Source organism: Proteiniborus sp. (assembly GCF_040308045.1).
In the GTDB taxonomy this organism is placed as follows: domain Bacteria; phylum Bacillota; class Clostridia; order Tissierellales; family Proteiniboraceae; genus Proteiniborus.
The window spans coordinates 50,268-74,095 of sequence record NZ_JAWRHZ010000064.1 but is presented as its reverse complement, the minus strand read 5'-3'; the positions used below and the strand labels follow the sequence as shown (position 1 = coordinate 74,095).

The window sequence follows — 23,828 nt, the reverse complement described above, 5'->3', positions numbered from 1 at the left end:
ATTAAAGCCAAAAATTCCTATTGCTTTTTTCTTACTATTCTACTGCATAGCTATCAAAATATCCTTGAATATGTATTATTGGGGTACCTTTATCCCCACTACCACTAGTAAGGTCACATAAACTGCCTAATAGGTCTGTTAGTTGTCTCGGTGTTGTTCCTAAAGTCTCAGCTTTTCCTATTAGATTTGCTCCTTTTTCTCTTATCTTTTTCTTCATAGCTTCAATCCTTTCATTTCCTTTAAGTCCTCCAAGTTCATTGTCAGCAATATATTTTAGCTTAATTTCATTTGGCGTTCCTTTAAGCCCATCAGTATATCCTGGTGACACTATTGGATCTGCCAGCTCCCATATTTTCCCGACTGGATCTTTAAAAGCTCCATCACCATATACCATTACCTCTACACGCTTTCCGATTCTTTGCTTTATTGCTTTTTGGACTTTATACACAAAATCTTGAGAATCTCTTGGAAATAACTTTATTTTTTCTTCTGTAGCTTTGTTTGAACCAAGCAACCCATATTCAGCATTGAAACCACTACCATTTATAGGTTCATTTAAAATATCATCTAATCCATAAACAATGTCTGCTCCAGCTTCCTTTAAAATTCTCTTGTTTCTTTTTCTTTCGTGAATATTAGCAACTAATATTTCTTTAGAATATTTTAATGCTACTCTTGGGTCATTAGCTAGAATTACTTCTATATTATTATTTGAAGCAAGTTGTTTATAATAATTTACATAATCAATTCCAGTAAAAGGATGTATTACTTGTGGACCAAAAAGTTCTCTATAATTTGCTTCACTTAGAACATCTGTATAAGGATTAACCCCTAATTCATCCATTACATCTACATCAATAAGATGATTTCCTACTTCATCCGATGGATAGTTTAAAAGCAAATAAATCTTTCTTCCACTCATTGCTATACCTTTTAAAATAAGTGAAAACCTATTTCTACTCAATATAGGAAAAAGAACTGCTACATCGCCTTCAAACTTTTGATTTATGTCACATGCTATATCTTTGACTGTTGCATAGTTTCCCTGTGCCCTTGCTACTAAAGACTCAGTTATACCTATGACATCTCTGTCATTGATATGAAAAATTTCTGATTCCATTGCTTCTAGAATAGAATCTACCACTATATTTACTAGGTCATCTCCCTCCTTAATAATAGGTGCCCTAATTCCCCTTACTGTTGTACCCACTCTTCTTCCCATAATAAAACCTCCTCTTAAGAATCTATACAAAGAAGCATATAAACTATTATTTTTGAAATTAGTTACACTTATATTCTTACCATAATACTTTGTTTGCATTACAATATTATTATATTTCCGAAAACAAAGCTTCGTTATAAAAAAAGTGAATCTATCATTGTTTTCATAAAGATAGATTCACATATTATTTGCTCTTTTTTGATAAAAATCCTTTGTATAAGCTGTTCTTATCTAAGTAAATTCCATATTTCTAATTATGTCAATAAAAGCTTCTTATTCTTTATTTATCAATATTATTCCTGAGGAAACAAAAATAACTCCTAATATAACATTTATGCCTAGAAGTCTTTCTCCTAGAAAAATATATGAAAGAAATACACCAAATAAAGGTACAGAGAATTTATATATAGAAACCTTTCCTACACCATTATATTTCAATAAAATCGTCCACAGAGAAAAAGCCGCTGCTGATATAAAACCTAAATATAGAAGCAATATTGAACCTTTTAAAGTAAAGTTTAATCCGTTCCCTCCACCTAAAGATCCTGCAAGCATTAATACTACTGAACCAATAAACAGTTGATAGCTTGAAATCATAAAGGGTGATATGTTTTTTGCAATTTTTTTTGTATATATACCTGCAAGTGCACCTACTAAACTAGAAATAATTATAAATCCTTCTCCTGTAAGTTTAAAACCGCCTTGAAAAGCACCGCCTTTTAGATTAACAACAGCTACTCCAATAAATCCTAATATTACTCCAACTATTCTCTTAATGCTCAACTTATCTTCTGCATAGAAAAAATGGGCAAGAATAACACTAAAGAATGTAGTAGTAGCAGCAAGTATTGAACCTTTTGTTCCACTAGTATTTGAAAGCCCTATATAGAAAAATACATATTGTAATGCTGTTTGTATAAGGCCTAAAAATCCAACTTTATAAGTATCTTCTTTTTGTATTTTTAATGACCTTCCTGTAATTATACAGAAAACAAATATCATTATTGAAGATAGAAAAAACCTATAGCCTGCAAAAACTATTTTTTCAAAAGTGTCATTAGCTCCAATACCAAAAAGCTGATAACCTATCTTTACAGAAGGAAAAGCACTCCCCCATAAAAAACAACTTATCAACCCTAATATCATAACCATATATGTTTTGGTAAAAATCGCTTCATTTTTATCTCTCAATTACATCTCTCCTTTTGTTATTAAGTACCCATTATCTGTTTTATTAATTGTTACATTTAATAAACAAAACCTACAATTTCTTATTATACTATATTTACAAAAATAAAACAGCCTATTCAAAATTCAAATAGGCTGTAAACTCCCAATCATATTGATATTTGGCTTTTATAATTGTTTGTTTTTGATGTAAAATTGTGAATTTCAAAGAGAATCAACTCAGGTATTATTAACTTGCTTCTTCTCTATAATAAAAATCAGTTTCTCCAATTCTCTTAAATCCCACGGACTCATAAAACCTTATGAGTCTTTGCTTTAGAAAAACCATCTCTTTATCTTTTGGATTCATTATATATTCAACTTCTCCATTAATTCTTTCTAAAGGTCCAGGCATTAAATATATACATGATATAGGCTCTGCAATATTTCTATCTAAAAACTTAGGCAATTGCTCAAATATTTTTCTACCTATTCCATTACCTCTATATTCCTTTTCAATAAAAAGCTCTGTAATATAAAATGCACTATCTTTACAATTTTCCTTTGATAATACTTGAATATAGAAGGTCTTAATTTCCTCCTCCTCTTCCTTGTCTGTAAATTCAAGAACTTTCAAGACTTCATCTGATTTTAGTTCCTTGAAAATATTGTCTACGTTCAATAGAACTCCTTTAATATAGCCAATTTCTCCATATTCATTAGCAATATTAATCATAATCTCCTTTTTATAATGTGATAGCCTTAAAATTGACTTATTATAATGGGAATCGCTATCACTATTATTTTCACTTTCACTATCTTCATCATCTGAACTTTTTGAGTTCATAAAAAACACCTCTAACATAATTTATTTAATATAGTATACTCTAATATTATACATATTATTGGAAAAACTCAAACCTGATTTTTCTAGTTTAATTCTTATTTAACTGCTTTTCTTATTACTATTACAATATATTACTATTTATATTAATTAAATCTGAGTTAATCTTTTATTTAGTACTATATACAGAGTTATTACCTTCTGCTTTCTATTATTTGTGTATCTAAGCTATCATTTGATTCAAGCATATCTAAAATCCATTTTTTTCCTTCTACTAGTCTGGTTACTAGCATAGCACATACTGCATTTCCTGTTGAATTAAGCAAAGTTGCTGGAGCATCTATTATTGTACTTATTACAGCTATTATAGCCAAAGATTCTGGTGGAAAGCCATAAACACTTATTATTAATACTTCACCTATCATTCCTCCACCTGGAATAGCTCCCATAACAGCACCTACCAAATATGATACGAATATTATCCCAACTACTGCTTTAAAGCTAGTTACATCTCTTCCAAATAAACCCAGTAAAAAAACTATTTTTAAAACCCCTCCAATTACAGAACCATCCTTATGTGTATTAGCTCCAAGTGGAATTATTGTTTCTGCAATATCATCTGTGACACCCATCTTTTTTGTGCTTTTCAAATTAACTGGAATACATGCTGCACTGGAACAGGTAGCCAAAGCTGTCGCTGACGGTTCCAAAGCATTTCTCCAAAATAATTTAACTCCAGCATTACCACCTGCGATAAAAGCATATAGGGTAAACATTCCAAAATAATAAATTCCTGTTATTGTCAGATATAGGATAAATACTCTTAAATATCCCTCTAATATTTGAGCTCCCAGTTGTCCAATAACCGAAGCAAAATAGCATCCAAGACCTATTGGAGCAAAATGCATTATTATATTCACCATTTTAATAAATATTTCAGCACCTGAATCCAAAAACTTAACAAAAGGTTCGGCTTTTTTTCCTACTGCAACTATGGAAGTTCCAAAAATTATGGAAAATACAATGAGTTGAAGCATATTTTTCTTTGAAAATAATAATACGAAGTCTGATACTGTAAAAGTGTTAACTAGTTGTTGTAATGGTCCAACATGTTCACTAATAGATAATTCACCACTTGCCTGCGCTATCATTTTTTGTATAATTCCACTATCTATACCTTTAGTGGGGTTTATTATTAAAGCTCCCACAAGGCCTATTACAGCAGCTATGAATGCTGTACATGTAAATACTATGAATATGTTTATCAAAATTTTTCCCAATCTCTTCATGTTTGTCATGTTTGCAATAGCGGATGTTACACTAAAAAATACTAAGGGGACAATTATAGTAAAAATTAGATTTAAAAACAAATTACCAAAAGGCTCAAGTATAGATGCTTTGGAACCCATTACAGCTCCCACAATTCCCCCGATTAACACAAAAACAATCATTACAATGGAAGATTTATAAGTCTTCAATAATTCCATTTACCCCTCTCCTTTTCTTTAATATTTGATTCTTAAAATGTTATGTATTTAACTTTATTATATATTTATTTTTTGCTATATATATTGCTAATAATGCTTGAAACATTGCAAAAGTTGCTATATTATATAAGAAAGAATAGAAAAAAACAGGGAGATGATAGTTTTGAAGGATAGCAATGTGGAACTAAAAATAAGCCGAGGATATCTCAATGAAGATTTTGAGTACTTTCATTTGAAGGATAAAAAAAACATGGAGTTCGAATTTCATTATCATGATTTTAATAAAATAGTCATTTTTATTTCTGGAAATGTGACTTATCTCATAGAAGGGAAGGCCTATAAGCTTAAGCCATGGGACATACTTTTTGTAAATAGCAATGACGTTCATAAAGCAATAATAAGTCCCTATGAAACCTATGAAAGAATAATAATATGGGTCAACTCAAGATTTTTAGAGATGCATAATAGAGATGATAATAATCTGCTTAGCTGTTTCGAGCTATCATCAAAGCACAACATAAGCCTTATGCGTTTAAATCCTAATAATATTGGTAGTGTTAAGCATACCTTGGTTTTACTTGAAGATGCCTCTAAAGATACTACTTTTGGTAGCAAAATATTAAAAAATTCTTTATTTCTTCAACTTATGATTTATCTTAATAGATTTTTTCTCGGACAAAACGTTAATGCCAGAGAAGAAGATATCGAATTTGATGAAAGAATAGAAAACATATTAGGATATATAAATGAAAATCTTAATGGTGATTTGTCCATAGAAAATATTTCTTCGAAATTCTATATTAGTAAATATTATCTTATGCACAAATTCAAAACTCAAACTGGCTACACTATCCACAGTTATATACAACAAAAAAGGATGATTTTGGCCAAGTCTCTTATAAAAAAAGGAAAACAAATGTCAGACATTGCAATAGGATGTGGTTTTGGCGACTATTCCAGTTTTGTAAGAGCTTTTAAAAAAACATTTGGACTTTCCCCAAAAAACTACTCAAAGGTTATATTAGAACTCGATAATTCTTATAATTCCAATAGGCATTCTTAATTTTGATTTATTCTAACTCTTTAATTTTATAAATTTCATAAAAACCTAGTATTCACTGTAACATCAATAACTTACATACATATATTAAATTAGGTTAAATCTGAAAATGTCTCCTTAATTGTTGAGTACAATCTCATATATATGGTTTTTTCTCCCTTTAATTAATTATACTACTGTAGTAATTCTAATGTTTTATTCTCAATTAGTTTAAATCTTGAATTATAGGGTGATTCCTCAAATTAATACTCTTAAATGGGGTGATATGATGAAAAGTAAACCCATAAGCAAAGCATATTTAGTTTTTTTTAAAAGACTTTTTCAAGACAAAAAATTTTATAACAAGTTAAATAAAAAAATAAATTTTAACTCGAAAAAGATTTATGAAAATATAAAATCTATAAAAATAGCTACAATATTAGACAATTTTTCTTACCAATGTTTTAGACATGAATTTATTATTATCCCTTTAATATATGAAAGCTGGTTAAAACAATTAAAGGAACAGAAACCAGATTTGTTATTAGTTGAATCTGCATGGTATGGCAACAAAGGTTCATGGAAAGGTAAAATCACAAATCTTGGCACTTCAAAAGATAAATCCCTAGAAAAATTAATTAAATGGTGTAACCATAACAATATTCCTACTGTGTTTTGGAATAAGGAAGATCCAGGTAACTTCAACTTTTTTAAAAATACTGCAAAGCTTTTTGATTTTGTCTTTACTACTGATATAAACTGTGTAGAAAAATATAGGGAAATTTTAGGCCATGATAATGTATACCCTCTTCTTTTTGCTGCTCAACCTAAAATACACAATCCGATAAATAGAAATCAAGATAAATTAGGTAAAGTTGCTTTTGCGGGAACATGGCGTGATATAGGTCATGGAAATAGATCTCACCATACAGATATGTTATTAAAGCCTGCCATTAAATATGGTTTGCATATATATGATAGAGCATTTAATAATCAAAGTAAAAGTCTTAAATTCCCAGATAAATATGCTCCATATATTATAGGAGATTTACCATATGAGGAAATGGTAAATACTTATAAAAAATATGATGTTTTTTTGAATGTTAATTCCTGTGAGGATAGTCCTACTATGTTTTCCAGAAGAGTCTTTGAGTTGTTAGGTTGTGGAACCAATGTAATAAGTAGTTATTCATCTGGCATTGAAAAAATGTTTCCAAACATTGTTAAAATCTGCAAAAGTCAAGAAGAAGTAGATTTTTATATAAATATGTTATTAGAAAATGATAATCTCCGAGACAGATTGTCTCTATTAGGCCAAAGAGAAATCTTTTCCAATCACACGTACAAACACAGAATTGAAGAAATTCTTAGCAAAGTATATCCAGATTTTCAGAAATCAGATGATCCTAGTGTCTCAATAGTCACTTGCACAAATCGATATAACTGTATTGATAATATTTTTAATAATTATGACACTCAAAATTACAAAAATAAAGAACTTATAATAGTTTTAAATAATAATGAATTGGATATTTCAGTTTATAAGAAAAAAGCGAATAGATATAAGAACATTCAAATATATCAGCTTGACGAAAAAAAGACTTTAGGAGAATGCTTAAACTATGCAATTGAAAAATCTAATTCTGACTATATTGCTAAATTTGACGACGATGATTATTACGGTTCTAATTATCTCTTAGATTCAATGAATGTTTTTAAATATGTTGATGCAGATGTTGTTGGTAAATTAGCATCATACATTTATTTTAAGTCATCTAAAATACTTGCAATTAGGTTCTCAGGAATGGAAAACCGTTACGTTAAGTATGTTACTGGACCCACTATGGTTATAAATAGAAAAATATTCAATAAATTTGGATTTTCACACAAAAATCAAGGTGAAGATACACAGTTTCTAAAAGATTGTGCTGCAAATGGATTTAAAGTTTATGCTACGGATAGATTTAATCACACTTATTTAAGGCATTCTCAGAACAACCAAAACACATGGCAATTTGATGAAAAAAAGTATCTAAAAAATTGTGTTCTTATAGCTCAAACAGAAGATTATAAAGATTTTGTAACAGTCTAAGTATAGATTGACGGGGGAGGTATTATGAAAAAAATTTGTGTATTAGGGCTTGGCTATATAGGGCTACCAACTTCAGTAATGCTAGCATTAAATGGTTATAAAGTAATTGGAGTAGATATAAACGAAGATATTTTAGATTCAATTAAAAAAGGAAAATTAAATATAAAAGAGCCATATCTTGCTGATATGTTAAGTGAATTAATTTCTACTAAATCTCTTATATTAAAAAACAGTCCTGTAGAATGTAACGGGTTCATAATATGTGTACCAACACCAATGCAAAATGACAATACCTGTGATTTATCCTACGTGCTTTCTGCTATTAATTCAATAACTCCATATATAAAAAAAGGTAACATAATTATAATAGAATCTACTATGCCACCAACTACAACTAGAAAAGTTATTAAGCCACTAATAGAAAAAAATGGTCTAACAGTAGGAAAAGATGTGTATTTAGCTTTTTGCCCGGAAAGAGTGTTGCCAGGAAATATTATTAATGAAATTATACACAACAATAGAATCATAGGAGGAATTACCCCTAGATGTGAAAAAAAAGCTTTACAAATTTATTCTAGTTTTGTAAAAGGAGAAATTGTAACAACTGACACTGATACTGCAGAAATGACAAAGCTAGTAGAGAATGTTTACAGAGATGTAAATATTGCACTTGCTAATGAACTAGCCAAAATATGCAATAAGCTTGGCATAGATGTATTACAAGTAATAAAATTTGCAAATAATCATCCACGCGTTTATCTTCACAATCCAGGGCCAGGTGTAGGCGGGCATTGTATACCAATAGATCCCTATTTTCTTATAGAAAAGTCTCCTGAACTGGCCAATATTATTTCTATGGCAAGAGAAATAAATCTTAGTATGCCAAATTTTATAGTGTCTAAAGTTAATGCTCTCTTAAAAAATATACACAATCCTAAAATTGCAGTTTGGGGAATTTCATATAAGGGAAATACAGATGACATTAGGGAAAGTCCAGCATTAAAAATAATTGAGCTTTTAAATAAAAAAGGCTATAACATATCTATTTTTGAACCTTTGGCTAAAGGCAAGTCTATGCAAACTTGTACAATTGAAGAGTCAATACTAGAAGCTGATTTGATTTTAATATTAGCTGATCACCAAGAGTTTAAAGACATTGCTTATGACAAGATAGCAAAACAGATGAAAACGCCTATAATCTTTGATACAAAGAATATCATAGATAAAAATATATATGATAGAGAAACTATGCTTATTATTAACTTTGGCAATATGTATAAATTTAATAGTGTATAGTTGTTCGATTTTTTAAGTTAGAAATATAACCATCCTATAAGGAGGTATATAGAATGATGATTTTAAAAATTGGAAACCCTGAGATATTAAATGATACTGTTATATTTCAGTGGAATTCCAATAAACATATTCCCGTATTTAATAAAAATACCTTCCATATTAAATATCAAGGACTAAATATTGAAGATTTACCCATAGACGTTTTCTGGAGTGTGTTTCTATCTCTTATGGTTCCAATAGTTAATTCCATAGATGAAGAAAGTTTATTTTTGTTTCCTAAAAGTATTCCTAAACATGTTGCAGAAACTTGGATAAACTTTCATGAGGCAAGTAAAATAACCATATACCCTATTTCAGAAAAATCTTATAAAGAGTCATTACTCTCAAAAGTTAAGAAGAAGGTTTCTACAAGCAAAAGCTACGAAGCTGCAGTTCTTTTTGGTGGGGGAAAAGACTCTACTTATGCCTATTCACTCCTTGCTGAAATACTGGGTATAAATAATGTGCTTCTGATTTCCTATGTTTATAGCTGGAGCCAAGATGCAATGTCGAAAGTAGATAAAAGAAGAGATAATTTTATGCTAACTCCTCTAAAAAGAGACTTGAATACTAAAATACAAAAAATCATCTCTGATTTTGCAGCAATATTAACTGATTTCACTAAAATACAAATTCCAAATGTTTCATTATTCACAGGTCCTGCCCTTCCTGTCATTATAAAATATGATGTTCAATTATTGACACATACAAATGAATTTTCATCTTATAGAATATCTGACAACGAAACTAATGATCCAGATTTTAATTTTAAACGCTCAAGGCCAGAGTATGACTACTATCTATCAGAAAGAACAAATGATTATTATAATACAAGTTTTTCAATTAATAATTTAAGTTATTTCTTATCTGGTCCAGCAGCCTTTAAAATAATTACTGAACGCTATCCACACATGACAAAATATATTTCAATGTGTGAGTCTATTGGAAATCCAAATAGAAGATGGTGTCAAAATTGTCGTAAATGTGCAGAATATGTATTGTACAGCTTATGCTACAAAAATGATCAAAAATATATTAATGTTAATTATTTCTTTTCTGAAGGTCAATATATTAGAAACTTGTTGGAAAATAGTAGAAATCTTATACCACTAACTGAGAAACATGAAAACTATCCTTGGGTTAGTTCATTTAGTGCTTCTGTACACTTCGAGTCCGTATGTCATGCTATCGCATCTATCGATCCTGGGTATGTGAGAAATAGAACTTCTGATAAAGCTTTCAATAATTTTATGCTACTAAAATCAAGATATGGAAACAAAAAGTTTCCTTTACATGAAAGTTTTATAGGACCTGCTTTTAATCAACTTAACCTTCCATATGCTGATATAATAAAGAAAATTGTCACCCATCACTTAAGCGTATTTAAGGAATCTCTAATATATTATTATAAAGGCAATGATGTATGTAAAGTGGATTATAATGTAAAATGTGAAATTCCAAATATATTTAGCAAAAATCATGGAAATTTTAATTTAAGCAAATTAGAAAACATCAATAAATAAATACGTAATAAATAAAATGACGATATTATTGACTTCTTCCTTGAAATCAATAATATCGTTGTATTATTTTTCTACTATTCTAGCGGGGATACCCATTACTAACTCCCCATCGGGTACATCCTTAGTAACTACTGCACCAGCCCCTACAATTGCATTCGCTCCGACTATTACACCTGGTAAAAATACAGCATTTGCTCCTACTTTACATCCTTTTTTAAGATGTGGTCCTGATTCTTTTCCTAATTGTTCTCCTATCAGTCTCATACTATTATCATTTGTAAATATTACACCTGGTCCAATAAAAACTTCATCTTCAACAGTAACATATGAACCTAAAATTGCCTTGTCGATAATTTTTGTTCTTTTACCTATAGTTACACTATGATTTACTGTAACATGCCTTCCTAGGACAGCGTAATTTTTAATTTTGCACTCTTCCCTAACGCAGCAATACTCGCTTAATAGTACATTATCTCCTAGTTCAGTACCAATATATATTACAGAACCAACTCCAATTATGCAATTTTTTCCTATAATTAGATTAGGGTACTTATTCTTTAATTTATGGACTAAGTTGCCAGCACTCTTTGGTGGTCTTCCCAATACTACGTTATCAAAAATCTCAGTATTATCTCCAATGACTGTATTGTCATATATTGTTACATTGTTATGAATAATTACGTTTTCACCAATAATGCAATTTTCTCCTATTGACACATTTAATCCCCTCTTAACAGTTTCACTTATCATATCTATCCTACTTTCTCATATTTCTAATCATCATTCAGACTAAACATTAGCTCTTCCTACCCTTTTATATAATTCATGTAGAGTATATGTTTTGAATTGATTTTCCTTTACAAAGTCAAGTAAATTAATAATATAATCTCTAATTCCTAGTCCTTTAAAATTAAGCCCATAAAAGTCATTATAATTCAATGAATTCCACTTTTGTCTTGAAAGACTATCCTTAACAGTTCTAGAGTATTGGAAATTAGGTGTATTCATTACCAAATGCATAGGATGGACATTTATTACCATTAACCCACTTGAAGAAAAAAGCTCTGTCTTAACTTCATTGAAAAGTAAATTCTGCTTATGCAATAAATAGGCTCCATCCTCAAAATATACTGGGAATCTTATTATTCCCGACCTATGAACAAATGGATTTACCTTATCTAAAAAAGTACATAAATTTGAATCATATCTAATTCCTAGATTATAAAAAGCTTCTGTTACATCATTTACATCATAATATCTATGACATCGAAAACATTCAACCTTTGGTAATAACTTCATAGAGTAGTTAATTACTTCCTCTATGGAGTTACCATGATTACTTCCTTTAATAAAATTTGGATGTATTCCTGCTCCAATCTTACCTTTCTCTATTTTCTCAGTTAGAAATTTGCTTGAATGAGTTAAAAAAAACGTAACAGGAATCTGATACTTTTCAAATAATCTATAGCAAAACTTGATTGCATCTTCCGAGGCCCAATCTACATCAATAGTAAATGAAAATACTGGCTCATTAATCCACAACTTTCTTAGATTGACTACAGCCTTATGCATCATATTCATCTTTTTTCACCACTTTGTCAATTTAAAATCTACTCTTACCATTATTACTATATATTTTATGGATAAACAAGCTTTGCGTTACATTATACAATCAAAAAAAGTTGATTAATCATATAAATGCATAGCATATTCAACAATAGTTTGATATAAATCTGATGTATCTTTTTCGTAGAAAAGAGGACAAGGGTCATTGCAATGTCCATTCCTAGCTCACCTATTTCTCCATAATTATCTCTCCTTGTAAACCAAAAGCTATCGGTATTATTTATTTCAATATATTATATTCTTAAGCTGTGTAAATGTCATAGCTTATAAAATATAAAAAAGGTAAGAACTAGTTCTTACCCTCTAAACAAGAATATGCAGTTGAGACAAATAAAATAAATATCACAATGCTTATTATTATATTTAATACTGATGTGCTAAAGGCACCGTATAATACAGATAAAAAGTAGGTATGTACTCATACTATACTAAAATATAGTTTTCTTAAATAGGACATTTCCTACTTACAGCTTTTCAAATATTTGTATTCCCTTAGTTCTTATTGTTGTCCACAATAATATATTTATAGTTGTTAGGCACAGTATTATAATAGTTGAAAATAGATTAAAATCTGTTGGTTTAATATAAACAAATAATAAAATAGGAATAAACACTGATATTGCGCCTGCTAACATTGAAATAATAACACTTGCACTTTGCTTTACAACTACCATATGAGATTTCCATTCAAGCTTTGGCAAATATAGGTTTATCATTATTCCTGCCATTGAGATTAAAAAAGCGTATAGAGTTGTTGTAACTAAAAATAGTATATAAGATAATAAAGTCATTTTAAATGATATTGCCAAAATTAGAGTATTAATAAATAAAGCTGGAAGTATAATTGTTAAATTCATTAATATCTTGCCTTTAAATACTTCTATTGGCTTTATAGGTAATGATTTTAATATCCATAGATTATTTCCCTCAAGAGATATTGAAGAAGCCGTTGTACATGTTAAGCATATACTTAAGGACAAAATCGCTGTAGTTGCAGGAACTAAGAATTGACTTATCATAGGTAAGTCTAATATTTGAGACACCTTTTCTCCACCAAATACAGCTATACCTATAGTAAAAATAGTCATCATTACAACACCCATTGCAGTATTTAGAACATATATATATGATGAAAAGTAGAAGTTGATTTCTTTTTTATAGAGTGCTTGAAGTACCGATGACACTTTTAGTGATGTCATCTTATAATTGGCTACTTTATAGCTCTCATTCATCTTAGAGTTAATAGTTTTAAAACTCTTTGCAAATATCAAAACAAATAGTACAAGAGGAATTATTGCACTAAACATGAATACTAGCAAGGAAACAATATCAATGTTAACCAATGCATTAGTATAAAATTTAATTGGGAAATATACCTTTGATATACTGTCCATCAATTCAGTAATATTTTGTATGAATTCAGCTGATATATTATTTATTAAATTAGAGCCTATCATTAATAATATAATCAAAATAAATGAACCTAATATCATAACTATATTTGTTGACCTAAATCTTGTAGATATTTTACCCAAAGCAAAAGAAAATGTAGCTCCGATTATCATTGGAATAAATGATATAAAAACCATAGCCATAAGCGCAAAAACATAATACATAGGTCCGCTAGACGACCTTCTCCCATAAACCAACAATGAAGGAAATCCCATAATAATAGAAGCAGTTAAGTTTGTACCATATAACAACAACAGCTTACTCATGAGTACTTCTGATGTTTTTACAGGTAATGACATAAGTAAATCATAGTCATTAAATGAAAATAAAAAGCCTGATGCTTTATAAATACTCATAAATAATGATACAAGGCTTACATTAATAAAAGAGATGACTAAAAGTATAGATAAAGCATCAAGCTGTATTAGGGCATCTGAAATCATATAGAAATAAGCGATGCTAGATGCAAATACAGCTACAACTGCCCATAAAATTGCGACCCCTATAAAAATCATTTTTGTTTTTTCTGATTTAGAGGATTCTTTTAAAAATCTATTTAATCCAAAGGAATTAATAAGACTAGTCTTAATAAGTAATATAGTATTATTCATTTTCAGTCACCTCTAAAAATAATTGTTCAAGTGAACTATCACCTATAACCATCTGGGTTTCTCCACTAGCAATTAACTTTCCAGATTTAATGATTGCAATCTTATTACAAAGCTTTTCTGCAACTTCCAAGACATGAGTAGAGAAAAATATTGCACTGCCTTTTTCACACATTTCCTTCATATACTCCTTCAAAATATGAGCTGCCTTAGGATCAAGTCCTACAAAAGGCTCATCTAAAATAAGAATCTTTGGATCGTGTATTAGTGCAGAAATAATTGCAAGCTTTTGTTTCATTCCGTGAGAATATGATGATATTAAATCTCCTAGGTTTTTTGTAAGCTCAAATGCATTAGAATAACTTTCAATGTTTCTTTCTCTAACTGTTTTGGAAATACTAAATATATCTGAAATAAAGCTTAAATATTGTATTCCTGTCATATTCTCATATAGATCTGGATTATCTGGAATATATGCCATAATCTTTTTACATCCTATTGGATTTTCTTTTACGGACATTCCGTCAATAAATATATCTCCTTCATTAAAATCTAAGATTCCTGTAATACATTTAATTGTTGTAGTCTTTCCAGCACCATTATGACCTATAAATCCATAAATATCTCCTTTATCAATATTTAAACTTAAGTTATCTACTGCTTTCTTACCACCTTTATATGATTTTGAAAGTTTATCTATTTTAAGCATCTTACATCTTCCTTTCTTTATGCCTCAATTTATTTTTTCTTACAACAAAAAAGTAATAAAATACTAAAGGCGTTGGAAATTGCAATAACCCCCAAAAGCCCCAAAGCCATGGAAAAATCCCACGTTTTTGTGCGTTTCTAAAAAGCCACAAGGCTTGACTAAACATTATTAAAGCTAATAAGGATAGCAAAATAACTGAAGCCCATACAGGATAACCCTTAAAAAAACCTGAATGTGTCATAGGATTCTGGCCTCCTTTGATACTATCTTTGTTACTATAAATACTATAATAGGAACTATTAATGATATAGCTTGCATAATTACAAAGGCAGAAAAAAGAAAATTGTATAATGAGAATAAAAAAGTAATAACAACTGCTGCTAAAGCACAGAAAATAGACAATTGTTTGTTTTGCTTCTTGGCTATTTTAAGTTGTTCGTCTGAAACTAGATCAGCAAACCAGTTTAAATCAGGTTCTTTTATATCAATAGAATCAATCTTTTCTATTGCTTCCTTTATCCCTTTTTCTATAGAATTATTATTCATAAGATTTCAACTCCTTCCTAATAGCTTTCACTCCATTTGAAATCCTTGATTTCACAGTCCCTATAGGAATTTTCATGTAGTTAGCAATTTCCTCATAAGAAAAATCAAATCCATATTTTAATATTATAGGTGCTTTAAGTTTAGGTGAAAGTTTGTTAATGGAAGAAATGATTTCATCATTTTCTAAAAATTCATCTAAAGATGTGTATAGCTGTCCAGCATACAAATTTTCAAGCTTATATTTTTCAAAACGCTTTCGTTTTCTAGTACTATCTATAAAAATATTTTTGGCTATTGTAATCATCCATGTAGTGAATGAAGACTTATTATGATTATATGAGTTTATTCTTTCTATTGCTTTCACCATGGTATCCTGAGTAATATCTTGTGCTTCATGTTCATCTAGTGTCAATTTAAGAAGGTATTTATAGACAGTTGAATAGCTTTCATGAAGCAATTGTGCAAAAGCATATCTGTTGCCACTTTGAGCAGATTTTACTAATTCAATTGTCTTTTCATTCAACTGCATCACCTCTTTAAAGTCTTTACATCTGTTATACGATTTAGTTTAATGTTTTGTTCACTTAGTAATAAAATATCCTCAAAATTAAAACGCTTCTAAGTTAATATAAATATTAACTTAGAAGCATTTATTAAACAAGCTAAAATTCAGTTTAGAAAAATCTTAAATTGTGATATTAATTTAACTCTTATACTGTTCTTTATTTAAATTAGCCCTAAACTCTTTGAATCCCATAATTACTATCCAAACGTATGCTAGAGTTTTTGGTATCATCAATATTCCAATCCATCTTATTGTAGTAGCCCATAGCACAACGGGCATATATAGAGCAAAGGATAACACAATTGCAAGCCACATAAATCTGAAATTCTCATCAGTATGTTTTTTAACTTCAGAATAAAAAATACAAATAATGATGATACCCATTATAGCAAAAGGAAGATTCCTATATATTCCCCAAGAAACAGGTGCATTATAGTTTAACCAGTCATTTTGAGGGAAAAAGCACAATGCTATTCTTATAATACTTAAAGCATAAATTGATAATGTAAGTCCTTTTCGTCCTTCAATATTATAACGCTGTCTCCATATATGATATAGTATGACATAAAATATTGTCATAGTAATAGATGTTATAAATTTTCCAATTCCAAGTGCAGCAGCATTTGCTTCTAAGCCTGTTGTAAGTAAAGCATATGACCTAGGTATTAGATGAAATGCATCACCTGCTCCAAGTAAAACCGCCATCAAACCAAATAGCTTAAACTGCTTATTTCCTTTAGCTTTAGTTACCATTATTATCCCTACAGTTATAACACCAATCAAATAAACTGCATCAAATAAAGTTTCCATAATTGCTTGCATATTAATCACCTCTTAATTAAATTTTATTAAAGCATGTGAACAATGTTCATTTTTGTTTAAATTAAAAATCATATTATATATGACTTTTAATCGGACATTATTTTATTTAAAATCGCTATAAAAAAACTAATATCAGTTTCACCTTTTCTAAGCATTATTAGCATGTTTTCGAAAATAAATTCTGACATTTTTTCTTTTGATACAATCTCAGTCCATTGATACTGTTTTAGTTTTTCATCCATGTTCATTAAAGCTATAATTCTACTACAGATTTTTTGAAAATATTCATTTTGTCTTTGCCTACCAAGCTTTTTTTCTTGTGCTTTTAGAAGAGCAAGCTGATCTAGCCAGTTTTCCTTAAATTTATTTAAATAAGTACATAATATATTGTAAATCTTCTCTAGATTATCATAAAAATTGTTACGTGAAAAACTCTCCCAATCTATATTTTTAAAAGCATCTTCCCAAAAATCCTCGATAACTGCTACTAATAAATCTCCTTTTGAAGGAAAGTAATTATATACAGTTCCAATAGCAATACCGCTGGTTTTTGCAACAGAACGAATATTTATTTTTGTAATTCCTTGCTTTGTAGCGATATCTTTGGCAGCTGATAAAATAACATCTTTAAAATTGTTGTTGTTGTTCTCCACTTTGTACCACCTCATGAACAATGTTCATATTAATTGTACAACAAATAGGTCTACTTTGTCAAAGAATTTATTTTTGTACTTACACCTTGATATCTGATTCCTGTATGCAGAACAGACTGTAACTCTCGTTACAGTCTGATTTAATAATAGTTCTTATAATCTAATTATAATTAATATTGTTTAGAATTTTTTATCATCTATTTTATCTAACCATTCTTTTATAGGACCAACTACTTTTTTAATTGTGCCATCTACAAATGGATTTTCTAAGTTCGCTAGTTCTACTAATTCTAGGAAAGGCTTGCTTCCTCCTGCTTTACATAGTCTAATGTAGTCTTCCCAAGCTTTTTCTTTATCTTGGTTAATTTTAATCCAAAATTGGAAAGCACAAACTTGAGCTAGTGTGTAGTCTATATAATAGAATGGACTTGCAAATATATGACCTTGTCTAAACCAGTAACCTCCACGATTTAACAAATCATTATCTTCATAGTCCCTAAATGGTAAGTACTTACGCTCTATTTCTCTCCATTTAGCTTTTCTTTCCTTTGGAGTCGCTTCTGGTCTTTCATAAACAAAATGTTGAAATTCGTCTACAGTAACTCCATAAGGTATAAAGTTTACTGCTCCACTTAAATGGCTAAATTTATATTTATCTACCTCATCTTCGAAGAATAATTCCATCCAAGGCCATGTAATAAATTCCATGCTCATAGAGTGAATTTCACATGCTTCTAATGTAGGAAAGCTGTACTCTGGAACTTCATAATCTCTACTTAAATAAGATTGAAAAGCGTGACCTGCTTCATGAGTAAGCACATCTACGTCTCCACTTGTTCCATTAAAATTTGAGAATATAAATGGAGATTTATATTCAGGAATATAAGTACAGTAACCTCCACTCATCTTTCCTTTTTTACTTACTAAGTCTAGTAATTCTCTCTCTACCATAAAAGTAAAGAATTCGTCTGTTTCTTTTGATAATTCTTTATACATTTTCTTGCCATTTTCTATAATCCACTTAGGTTCACCCTTAGGTGTAGCATTACCTGTAGTGTACTCTAATGGTTCATCATAGTATTTAAATTCATCTAGACATAGTCTTTTTCTTTGTCTATCCTTCAATTCAATTACAACAGGAACTAAATCTTCATATACTTGTTTCCTATAGTTTGCTACCATTTCAGCGTTATAATCAGACCTAGACATACGAGCATAACCCATATCTACATAATTTTCATAACCTAGTTTTTTAGCCATTGTAGTCCTTACTTTAACTAGATTATCATAGATTTTATCAAATTTAGATTCATTTTCCTTAAAGAAATTAATATAAGTTTCATAGGCTTTTTTTCTCATAGCTCTGTCTTTCGATTGCATAAACGGTGCCATTTGGCTTAGATTTCTTTCTTCACCTTCAAAGTCTATTTTAGCTGATGCAATAAGCTTATCGTACTCGGTTACAAGTTTATTTTCTTTTACTAAATCCTCTATGATTTCTTCTGAAAAAGTTCTTAATTGCATTTCAGCTAATGTAAATATTTGTTTTCCCCAAGCCTTTTCTAGTTCTTTCCTAAATTTTGAGCTAACTAAAGCCTTATAAAATTTAGATACTATATTTTGATATTTAGGCATGTTCTCATCTAAAAAGTCCTGTTCTTTTGCATAAAATTCATCTTCTGTATTGATTGAGTGCCTAATATAGACTAAGTTCTCCATAGTTTCTACATTAGAACGAATCTTGTTTATTTCAGCCATTATTTGATTTTGTTCTTCAAAGGATTCTGCGCCGCTAAACCTTAACAATAGGCCTTCAAATTGTTCCCCAATTCTACTTAAATCAGGTCTTATATATTCATAATCTTTAAACTTAATCATCAAAACTCCTCCTTAACATATAATCAGTATAATATTACCACATTATGGAGAAAAAAACTATATCTTTGGTTTTTATTTTAAATGTTCATTAAACCAATTTGTAATCTCTTCTAGTCTTTTTATTCTATGCTTTGGCTTGCCTGACCTACTTAGCTCATGACTTTCTCCTTTAAACATACAAAGTCTAGACTCAACTCCATGATACTTTAATGAAGTAAACATTTGAATGCCTTCTGGTAACCAGCAACGATAATCCTCTTCAGAGTGTATAAATAGTGTTGGTGTAGTTACTTTATCTGCATATTTCATTGGGGAATGGAACCATAACTTTTCATAGCTTGACCAAGGTGTAGCAGAATTTTGGTCATCCACAAAATAATAGCCTATATCAGTAGTAGCAAATTTGGAAATCCAGTTTGATATACTTCTTTGAGAAGCCGCTGCCTTAAATCTGTTTGTATGTCCTATAATCCAATTTGTCATAAATCCTCCATATGAGCCACCAGTTACACCAACTCTGTCCTTATCTATGCAAGGATATTTTTCTAATACTATATCAGTAAATTTCATTAAATCATCATAATCTATAGTGCCATACTTTCCACGAATATCTGCAAATTGGTTGCCTCTGCCATCGCTTCCTCTTGGATTACAGAAGAAAACTACATAGCCTTCATTAGCCCAATACTGCATCTCATGAAAAAAAACTTCACCATAAGCTGTTTTAGGACCACCATGAATATCAAATATTGCAGGATATTTTTCACTTTCTTTATAATCAACAGGCTTCAATACCCATCCCTCAATAATTATATTATCTTCTACTGTAAATGATAATCTCTCAGGAATTGATACCTTCTTTTCTTCTAATACCCAATCATTGAAATGTGTTAATTGCTTTTCCTCTCCATTATCTAGTGAATATAGCTCTTGTAATTTAAGGCCCCTTAGTCCTATAAAATGAATATTATTATCTAGTACATCAAATCCATCAATAGAACCTTTCCCATTGGATACCTTTTCTATCTTTCCATTGATGTCAATTCTATTAATAAATGTACTATTCCATTCAGTAGTTACGAAGTACAAATATTGACCATCGATCTTCATTGACTGACTTCCGCCATATCTACAATCAGAGCCTACCGAGTTCCAAATGCTAAAATCAAAATCTTTAGATATTTTTTTAACATTTGAACCATCTATGTTTATTGTATAGAAATTGGGATTTTCATTAATACCGTAGGATTTACTATCATGTCCAGTAAATATAATTTTATCTCCTAGAAAATTTGCAGAGGAATACATAAATTGAGTTTCCATAGATATATTTTTCAAATTATTATTTGCTATATCATAAATATATATATCTGATTTTTTTTCCATTTTATCTGTATAAGTCGATGCGATTATAACTGCCTTAGTCTTTTCTTTATTAAGCTTATAACTACTTACATCTGAATATTCATCAGTTATAGCTACAGTCTTATTTTCTTTTATGTCGTAAATATATAATCTGTTTCTCTTTTTATTTATAAAGCCTTGTCCATTTAACCAAAATGGTATCTCATCTAATATTTCATAGTCCTTGTTCTCTTTAACTTTCTTAAGAGCTTTTTCCTTTTCTTCATTAGTCAAACCATCTAGATTAGGATAATTATGGTCATATACAGCTGTTAACAATAAACGTTGCTCATCTAAAATATCTAGATTAGTAACGTTAAGAGGAACTTCATAAGCTTTATTAGCTTCCCCACCTTTTAAGCATATTTCATAATATGTAGTAAATGCTTCTCCTCTTTCTTTTCTTTCCTTGTCTTTTTTATTACGTATTGAAGGAAATAAAAGTGTGTTTTCATCCTTCCACATAAATGACCTTTCTTCGTCTAAAGAAGTTAATTTAATAGGAATCTTATTTTTCAAATCATAGATATAGATATTGGAAAGATACTTATTTTCCTCTACATCCATTTGATGAAGGACGAAGCCTATATATTGTCCTAAAGGCGAAGCTTTAATGCCGGATAAAAACTTGTACCTAGTAAAATCATCTAGTCTTAGATTTTCCATAATCATACCTCCGATTAATTATTTTGAGTCCCTAAATATATTATACATTATTTTATAAAAAAGGATATAGTTTATGACTCAAGAAATAATTATATTTATTTAGATTAAAAATATTAATATCTAAAATCAAACAATTTAAAAGGCCATAGAATCTTTGTAAATAAATCAAAGAAACTGCGGCCTTTCGTATACAAAATTCTTGAATATAATCAAAATGTCCATTGTTTTATTTCTTCCTTAGTTCCTAGAACAAAATGCCCCTTATCTATTTCGATAAGCTCTCCTTTATCATAGTCAATATTCGATTTATCATAATGAATCCTTTTTCTAGTTCTCTCTAAAATAGGGTTTGGATGAGGAATTGCCGATAACAGGGATTTAGTATAAGGATGCGTAGCTCTGTTATATATGGCGTCTGCTGGACCTAGTTCAACCATTTTACCTAGATGCATGACTCCAATTTTGTCACTAATATATTTTACCATTGAAAGATCGTGGGCAATAAATATATATGTTAAGTTCCTTTCTTTTTGCAGTTTCTTTAGCAAGTTTATAACCTGCGCCTGAATAGAAACATCCAAAGCACTTATTGCTTCATCTGCAATTACAAAATCAGGTTCCATAACCAAAGCTCTTGCTATACCTATTCTTTGTCTTTGCCCTCCACTAAATTCATGTGGATATCTGTGAGCATGTTCTCTAGATAATCCTACAGTTTCTAGAATGTTATATACCTTTTCTGTCCTTTCTTCCTTAGACTTATAAAGTTTATGAATATCTAATCCTTGAGCAACTATATCTAAAACTGTTTTTCTAGGATTCAAAGAAGCCATAGGATCTTGGAATATCATTTGCATTTTTGTTCTTAGCATCTTCTCAGTAGCTCTATCAATGTCTCCAGATATCCTTTTCCCACAAAATGTCATCTCGCCTGCAGTTGGGTTATAAAGTCTTATTATACTTCTACCTGTTGTAGATTTTCCCGATCCACTTTCACCTACAAGACCAAAGGTTTCACCTTTATTTACAGTAAAAGACACATCATCTACCGCTTTCAAAACATTTTTTCTATCAAGTCTAAAATGTTGCTTTAAGTTTTTTATATCCAATATAATTTCTTTATTAACAGACATTTGATGTCGCCTCCTTTTTCATTGCTTCAATCCTCTCTTTTAACATGCTAGGCATTTGAACCTTAGGCGCCTTTTCATGTAAAAGCCATGTTGCAGCATAATGAGTATCAGATATTTTGAAAAAAGGAGGCTCTTTTTCAAAATCAATTTTAAGCGCAAAATCACTTCTTAAAGCAAAAGCATCTCCTATAGGTGGATAAAGCATATTTGGTGGTGTCCCTGGTATGGCATATAATTCATTTTGCTGGTTTTCCATGTCAGGTACAGAAGCCAATAGCCCCCATGTATATGGATGACGTGGATCAAAAAATATTTCTTCTGAAGTCCCATACTCTACTATTTTACCAGCATACATTATAGCAACTCTATCGGCAATATTTGCAACTACTCCTAGATCGTGTGTAATAAAAATAATAGAAAGTCCTATTTTACTTTGCAATTCTTTTATTAAATCTAATATTTGCGCCTGTATAGTAACATCAAGAGCAGTAGTAGGTTCGTCAGCAATTAATATCTTTGGATTACACGCAAGTGCTATAGCTATCACAATCCTTTGTCTCATACCTCCGCTTAACTGATGGGGATACTGCTTATATCTCTTTTCAGGCTCAGTTATTCCTACAAGCTGAATTAGCTCTATAGCTTTTTCCTTTGCATCAGATTTGCTAAGTTTCTGATGCTCTATTACACTTTCAGCAATCTGATACCCTACAGTCATTGTTGGATTTAATGATGTCATAGGATCTTGAAATATCATCGCTATTTCTTTTCCTCTTATAGAAACCATTTCATTTTTTTGCAGTTTCGTTAGGTCTTTATCTTTATACAATACTTCTCCACTTTCAATAATTCCATTTTTAGCGAGAATGCCCATTAGTACTTTAGTTGTTACTGATTTTCCTGAACCGCTCTCTCCTACAATTGCTAAGGTCTCTCCTTTGTATAAATCAAAACTAGCACCTCTAATCGCTTTGATTTCACCATTATGTGTCTTAAAGGATACATGAAGGTCTTTAACTTCTAGTATTTTTTCTTTCATGATTCCACCCTCTTTCGT

The 23,828-nt window shown here is 30.0% G+C and carries 20 protein-coding genes; 4 read left to right on the top strand and 16 right to left on the bottom strand.

Annotated features, from left to right (window positions below; all coding sequences use genetic code 11):
- Window positions 1-34 precede the first annotated feature (34 nt).
- The 4 genes from ABV008_RS14560 to ABV008_RS14545 all read right to left on the bottom strand — a co-directional run bounded on the left by ABV008_RS14560 (window position 35) and on the right by ABV008_RS14545 (window position 4,720).
- Window positions 35-1,222 carry a coenzyme F420-0:L-glutamate ligase gene (locus ABV008_RS14560; RefSeq protein WP_352420562.1) on the bottom strand — a complete coding sequence of 396 codons (1,188 nt, stop codon included), beginning with the start codon at window positions 1,220-1,222 and terminating at the stop codon, window positions 35-37.
- A gap of 273 nt (window positions 1,223-1,495) precedes the next feature.
- The gene (locus ABV008_RS14555; RefSeq protein ID WP_352420561.1) at window positions 1,496-2,413 is read right to left on the bottom strand and encodes a DMT family transporter; all 918 of its coding nucleotides are present in this window, start codon (window positions 2,411-2,413) and stop codon (window positions 1,496-1,498) included.
- A 226-nt stretch (window positions 2,414-2,639) separates the two neighbouring features.
- Entirely contained in the window at window positions 2,640-3,236 is a 597-nt protein-coding gene (locus ABV008_RS14550) for a GNAT family N-acetyltransferase (protein ID WP_352420560.1), read from the bottom strand.
- 191 nt (window positions 3,237-3,427) lie between these two features.
- Window positions 3,428-4,720, bottom strand: coding sequence for a dicarboxylate/amino acid:cation symporter (locus ABV008_RS14545; RefSeq protein WP_352420559.1), 1,293 nt, complete (start codon window positions 4,718-4,720; stop codon window positions 3,428-3,430).
- A 163-nt stretch (window positions 4,721-4,883) separates the two neighbouring features.
- On the opposite strand from ABV008_RS14545, the gene ABV008_RS14540 reads away from it, so the two are divergent.
- From ABV008_RS14540 to ABV008_RS14525, 4 genes are all read left to right on the top strand, one after another.
- Window positions 4,884-5,783 (top strand): AraC family transcriptional regulator, encoded by a 900-nt coding sequence (locus ABV008_RS14540; protein WP_502929793.1) that lies wholly within the window; start codon window positions 4,884-4,886, stop codon window positions 5,781-5,783.
- 265 nt (window positions 5,784-6,048) lie between these two features.
- The gene (locus tag ABV008_RS14535; RefSeq protein WP_352420557.1) at window positions 6,049-7,851 is read left to right on the top strand and encodes a glycosyltransferase family protein; all 1,803 of its coding nucleotides are present in this window, start codon (window positions 6,049-6,051) and stop codon (window positions 7,849-7,851) included.
- A 24-nt stretch (window positions 7,852-7,875) separates the two neighbouring features.
- Window positions 7,876-9,147 carry a nucleotide sugar dehydrogenase gene (locus tag ABV008_RS14530; protein ID WP_352420556.1) on the top strand — a complete coding sequence of 424 codons (1,272 nt, stop codon included), beginning with the start codon at window positions 7,876-7,878 and terminating at the stop codon, window positions 9,145-9,147.
- 53 nt (window positions 9,148-9,200) lie between these two features.
- The gene (locus ABV008_RS14525) at window positions 9,201-10,709 is read left to right on the top strand and encodes a hypothetical protein (RefSeq protein WP_352420555.1); all 1,509 of its coding nucleotides are present in this window, start codon (window positions 9,201-9,203) and stop codon (window positions 10,707-10,709) included.
- Between the two features lie 63 nt (window positions 10,710-10,772).
- On the opposite strand, the gene ABV008_RS14520 is transcribed toward ABV008_RS14525, so the two are convergent.
- From ABV008_RS14520 to ABV008_RS14465, 12 genes are all read right to left on the bottom strand, one after another.
- On the bottom strand, window positions 10,773-11,459 hold the full coding sequence (locus ABV008_RS14520; protein ID WP_352420554.1) for an acyltransferase: 687 nt from the start codon (window positions 11,457-11,459) through the stop codon (window positions 10,773-10,775).
- A gap of 39 nt (window positions 11,460-11,498) precedes the next feature.
- Entirely contained in the window at window positions 11,499-12,290 is a 792-nt protein-coding gene (locus tag ABV008_RS14515) for a polysaccharide deacetylase WbmS family protein (RefSeq protein ID WP_352420553.1), read from the bottom strand.
- A gap of 509 nt (window positions 12,291-12,799) precedes the next feature.
- Window positions 12,800-14,398 carry a permease-like membrane multi-spanning protein gene (locus ABV008_RS14510; protein ID WP_352420552.1) on the bottom strand — a complete coding sequence of 533 codons (1,599 nt, stop codon included), beginning with the start codon at window positions 14,396-14,398 and terminating at the stop codon, window positions 12,800-12,802.
- Window positions 14,391-15,104 carry an ABC transporter ATP-binding protein gene (locus ABV008_RS14505; RefSeq protein ID WP_352420551.1) on the bottom strand — a complete coding sequence of 238 codons (714 nt, stop codon included), beginning with the start codon at window positions 15,102-15,104 and terminating at the stop codon, window positions 14,391-14,393. The genes ABV008_RS14510 and ABV008_RS14505 overlap by 8 nt, the downstream gene beginning before the upstream one ends.
- A 237-nt stretch (window positions 15,105-15,341) precedes the next feature.
- Window positions 15,342-15,650 carry a DUF5345 family protein gene (locus tag ABV008_RS14500; protein WP_352420550.1) on the bottom strand — a complete coding sequence of 103 codons (309 nt, stop codon included), beginning with the start codon at window positions 15,648-15,650 and terminating at the stop codon, window positions 15,342-15,344.
- Entirely contained in the window at window positions 15,643-16,173 is a 531-nt protein-coding gene (locus tag ABV008_RS14495; protein ID WP_352420549.1) for a sigma-70 family RNA polymerase sigma factor, read from the bottom strand. The genes ABV008_RS14500 and ABV008_RS14495 overlap by 8 nt, the downstream gene beginning before the upstream one ends.
- A 180-nt stretch (window positions 16,174-16,353) precedes the next feature.
- Window positions 16,354-17,037 (bottom strand): hypothetical protein, encoded by a 684-nt coding sequence (locus ABV008_RS14490; protein WP_352420548.1) that lies wholly within the window; start codon window positions 17,035-17,037, stop codon window positions 16,354-16,356.
- Window positions 17,038-17,123: 86 nt separating this feature from the next.
- Window positions 17,124-17,690: a TetR/AcrR family transcriptional regulator gene (locus ABV008_RS14485; RefSeq protein ID WP_352420547.1), complete on the bottom strand. Its 567-nt coding sequence runs from the start codon at window positions 17,688-17,690 to the stop codon at window positions 17,124-17,126.
- Window positions 17,691-17,870: 180 nt separating this feature from the next.
- Window positions 17,871-19,568 (bottom strand): M3 family oligoendopeptidase, encoded by a 1,698-nt coding sequence (locus ABV008_RS14480; RefSeq protein WP_352420546.1) that lies wholly within the window; start codon window positions 19,566-19,568, stop codon window positions 17,871-17,873.
- A 72-nt stretch (window positions 19,569-19,640) separates the two neighbouring features.
- On the bottom strand, window positions 19,641-21,638 hold the full coding sequence (locus ABV008_RS14475) for a S9 family peptidase (protein WP_352420545.1): 1,998 nt from the start codon (window positions 21,636-21,638) through the stop codon (window positions 19,641-19,643).
- A gap of 209 nt (window positions 21,639-21,847) precedes the next feature.
- Complete coding sequence (locus ABV008_RS14470; protein WP_352420544.1) at window positions 21,848-22,771, bottom strand: ABC transporter ATP-binding protein; 924 nt, start codon at window positions 22,769-22,771, stop codon at window positions 21,848-21,850.
- Window positions 22,761-23,810 (bottom strand): ABC transporter ATP-binding protein, encoded by a 1,050-nt coding sequence (locus ABV008_RS14465; RefSeq protein ID WP_352420543.1) that lies wholly within the window; start codon window positions 23,808-23,810, stop codon window positions 22,761-22,763. The genes ABV008_RS14470 and ABV008_RS14465 overlap by 11 nt, the downstream gene beginning before the upstream one ends.
- Window positions 23,811-23,828: the final 18 nt, after the last annotated feature.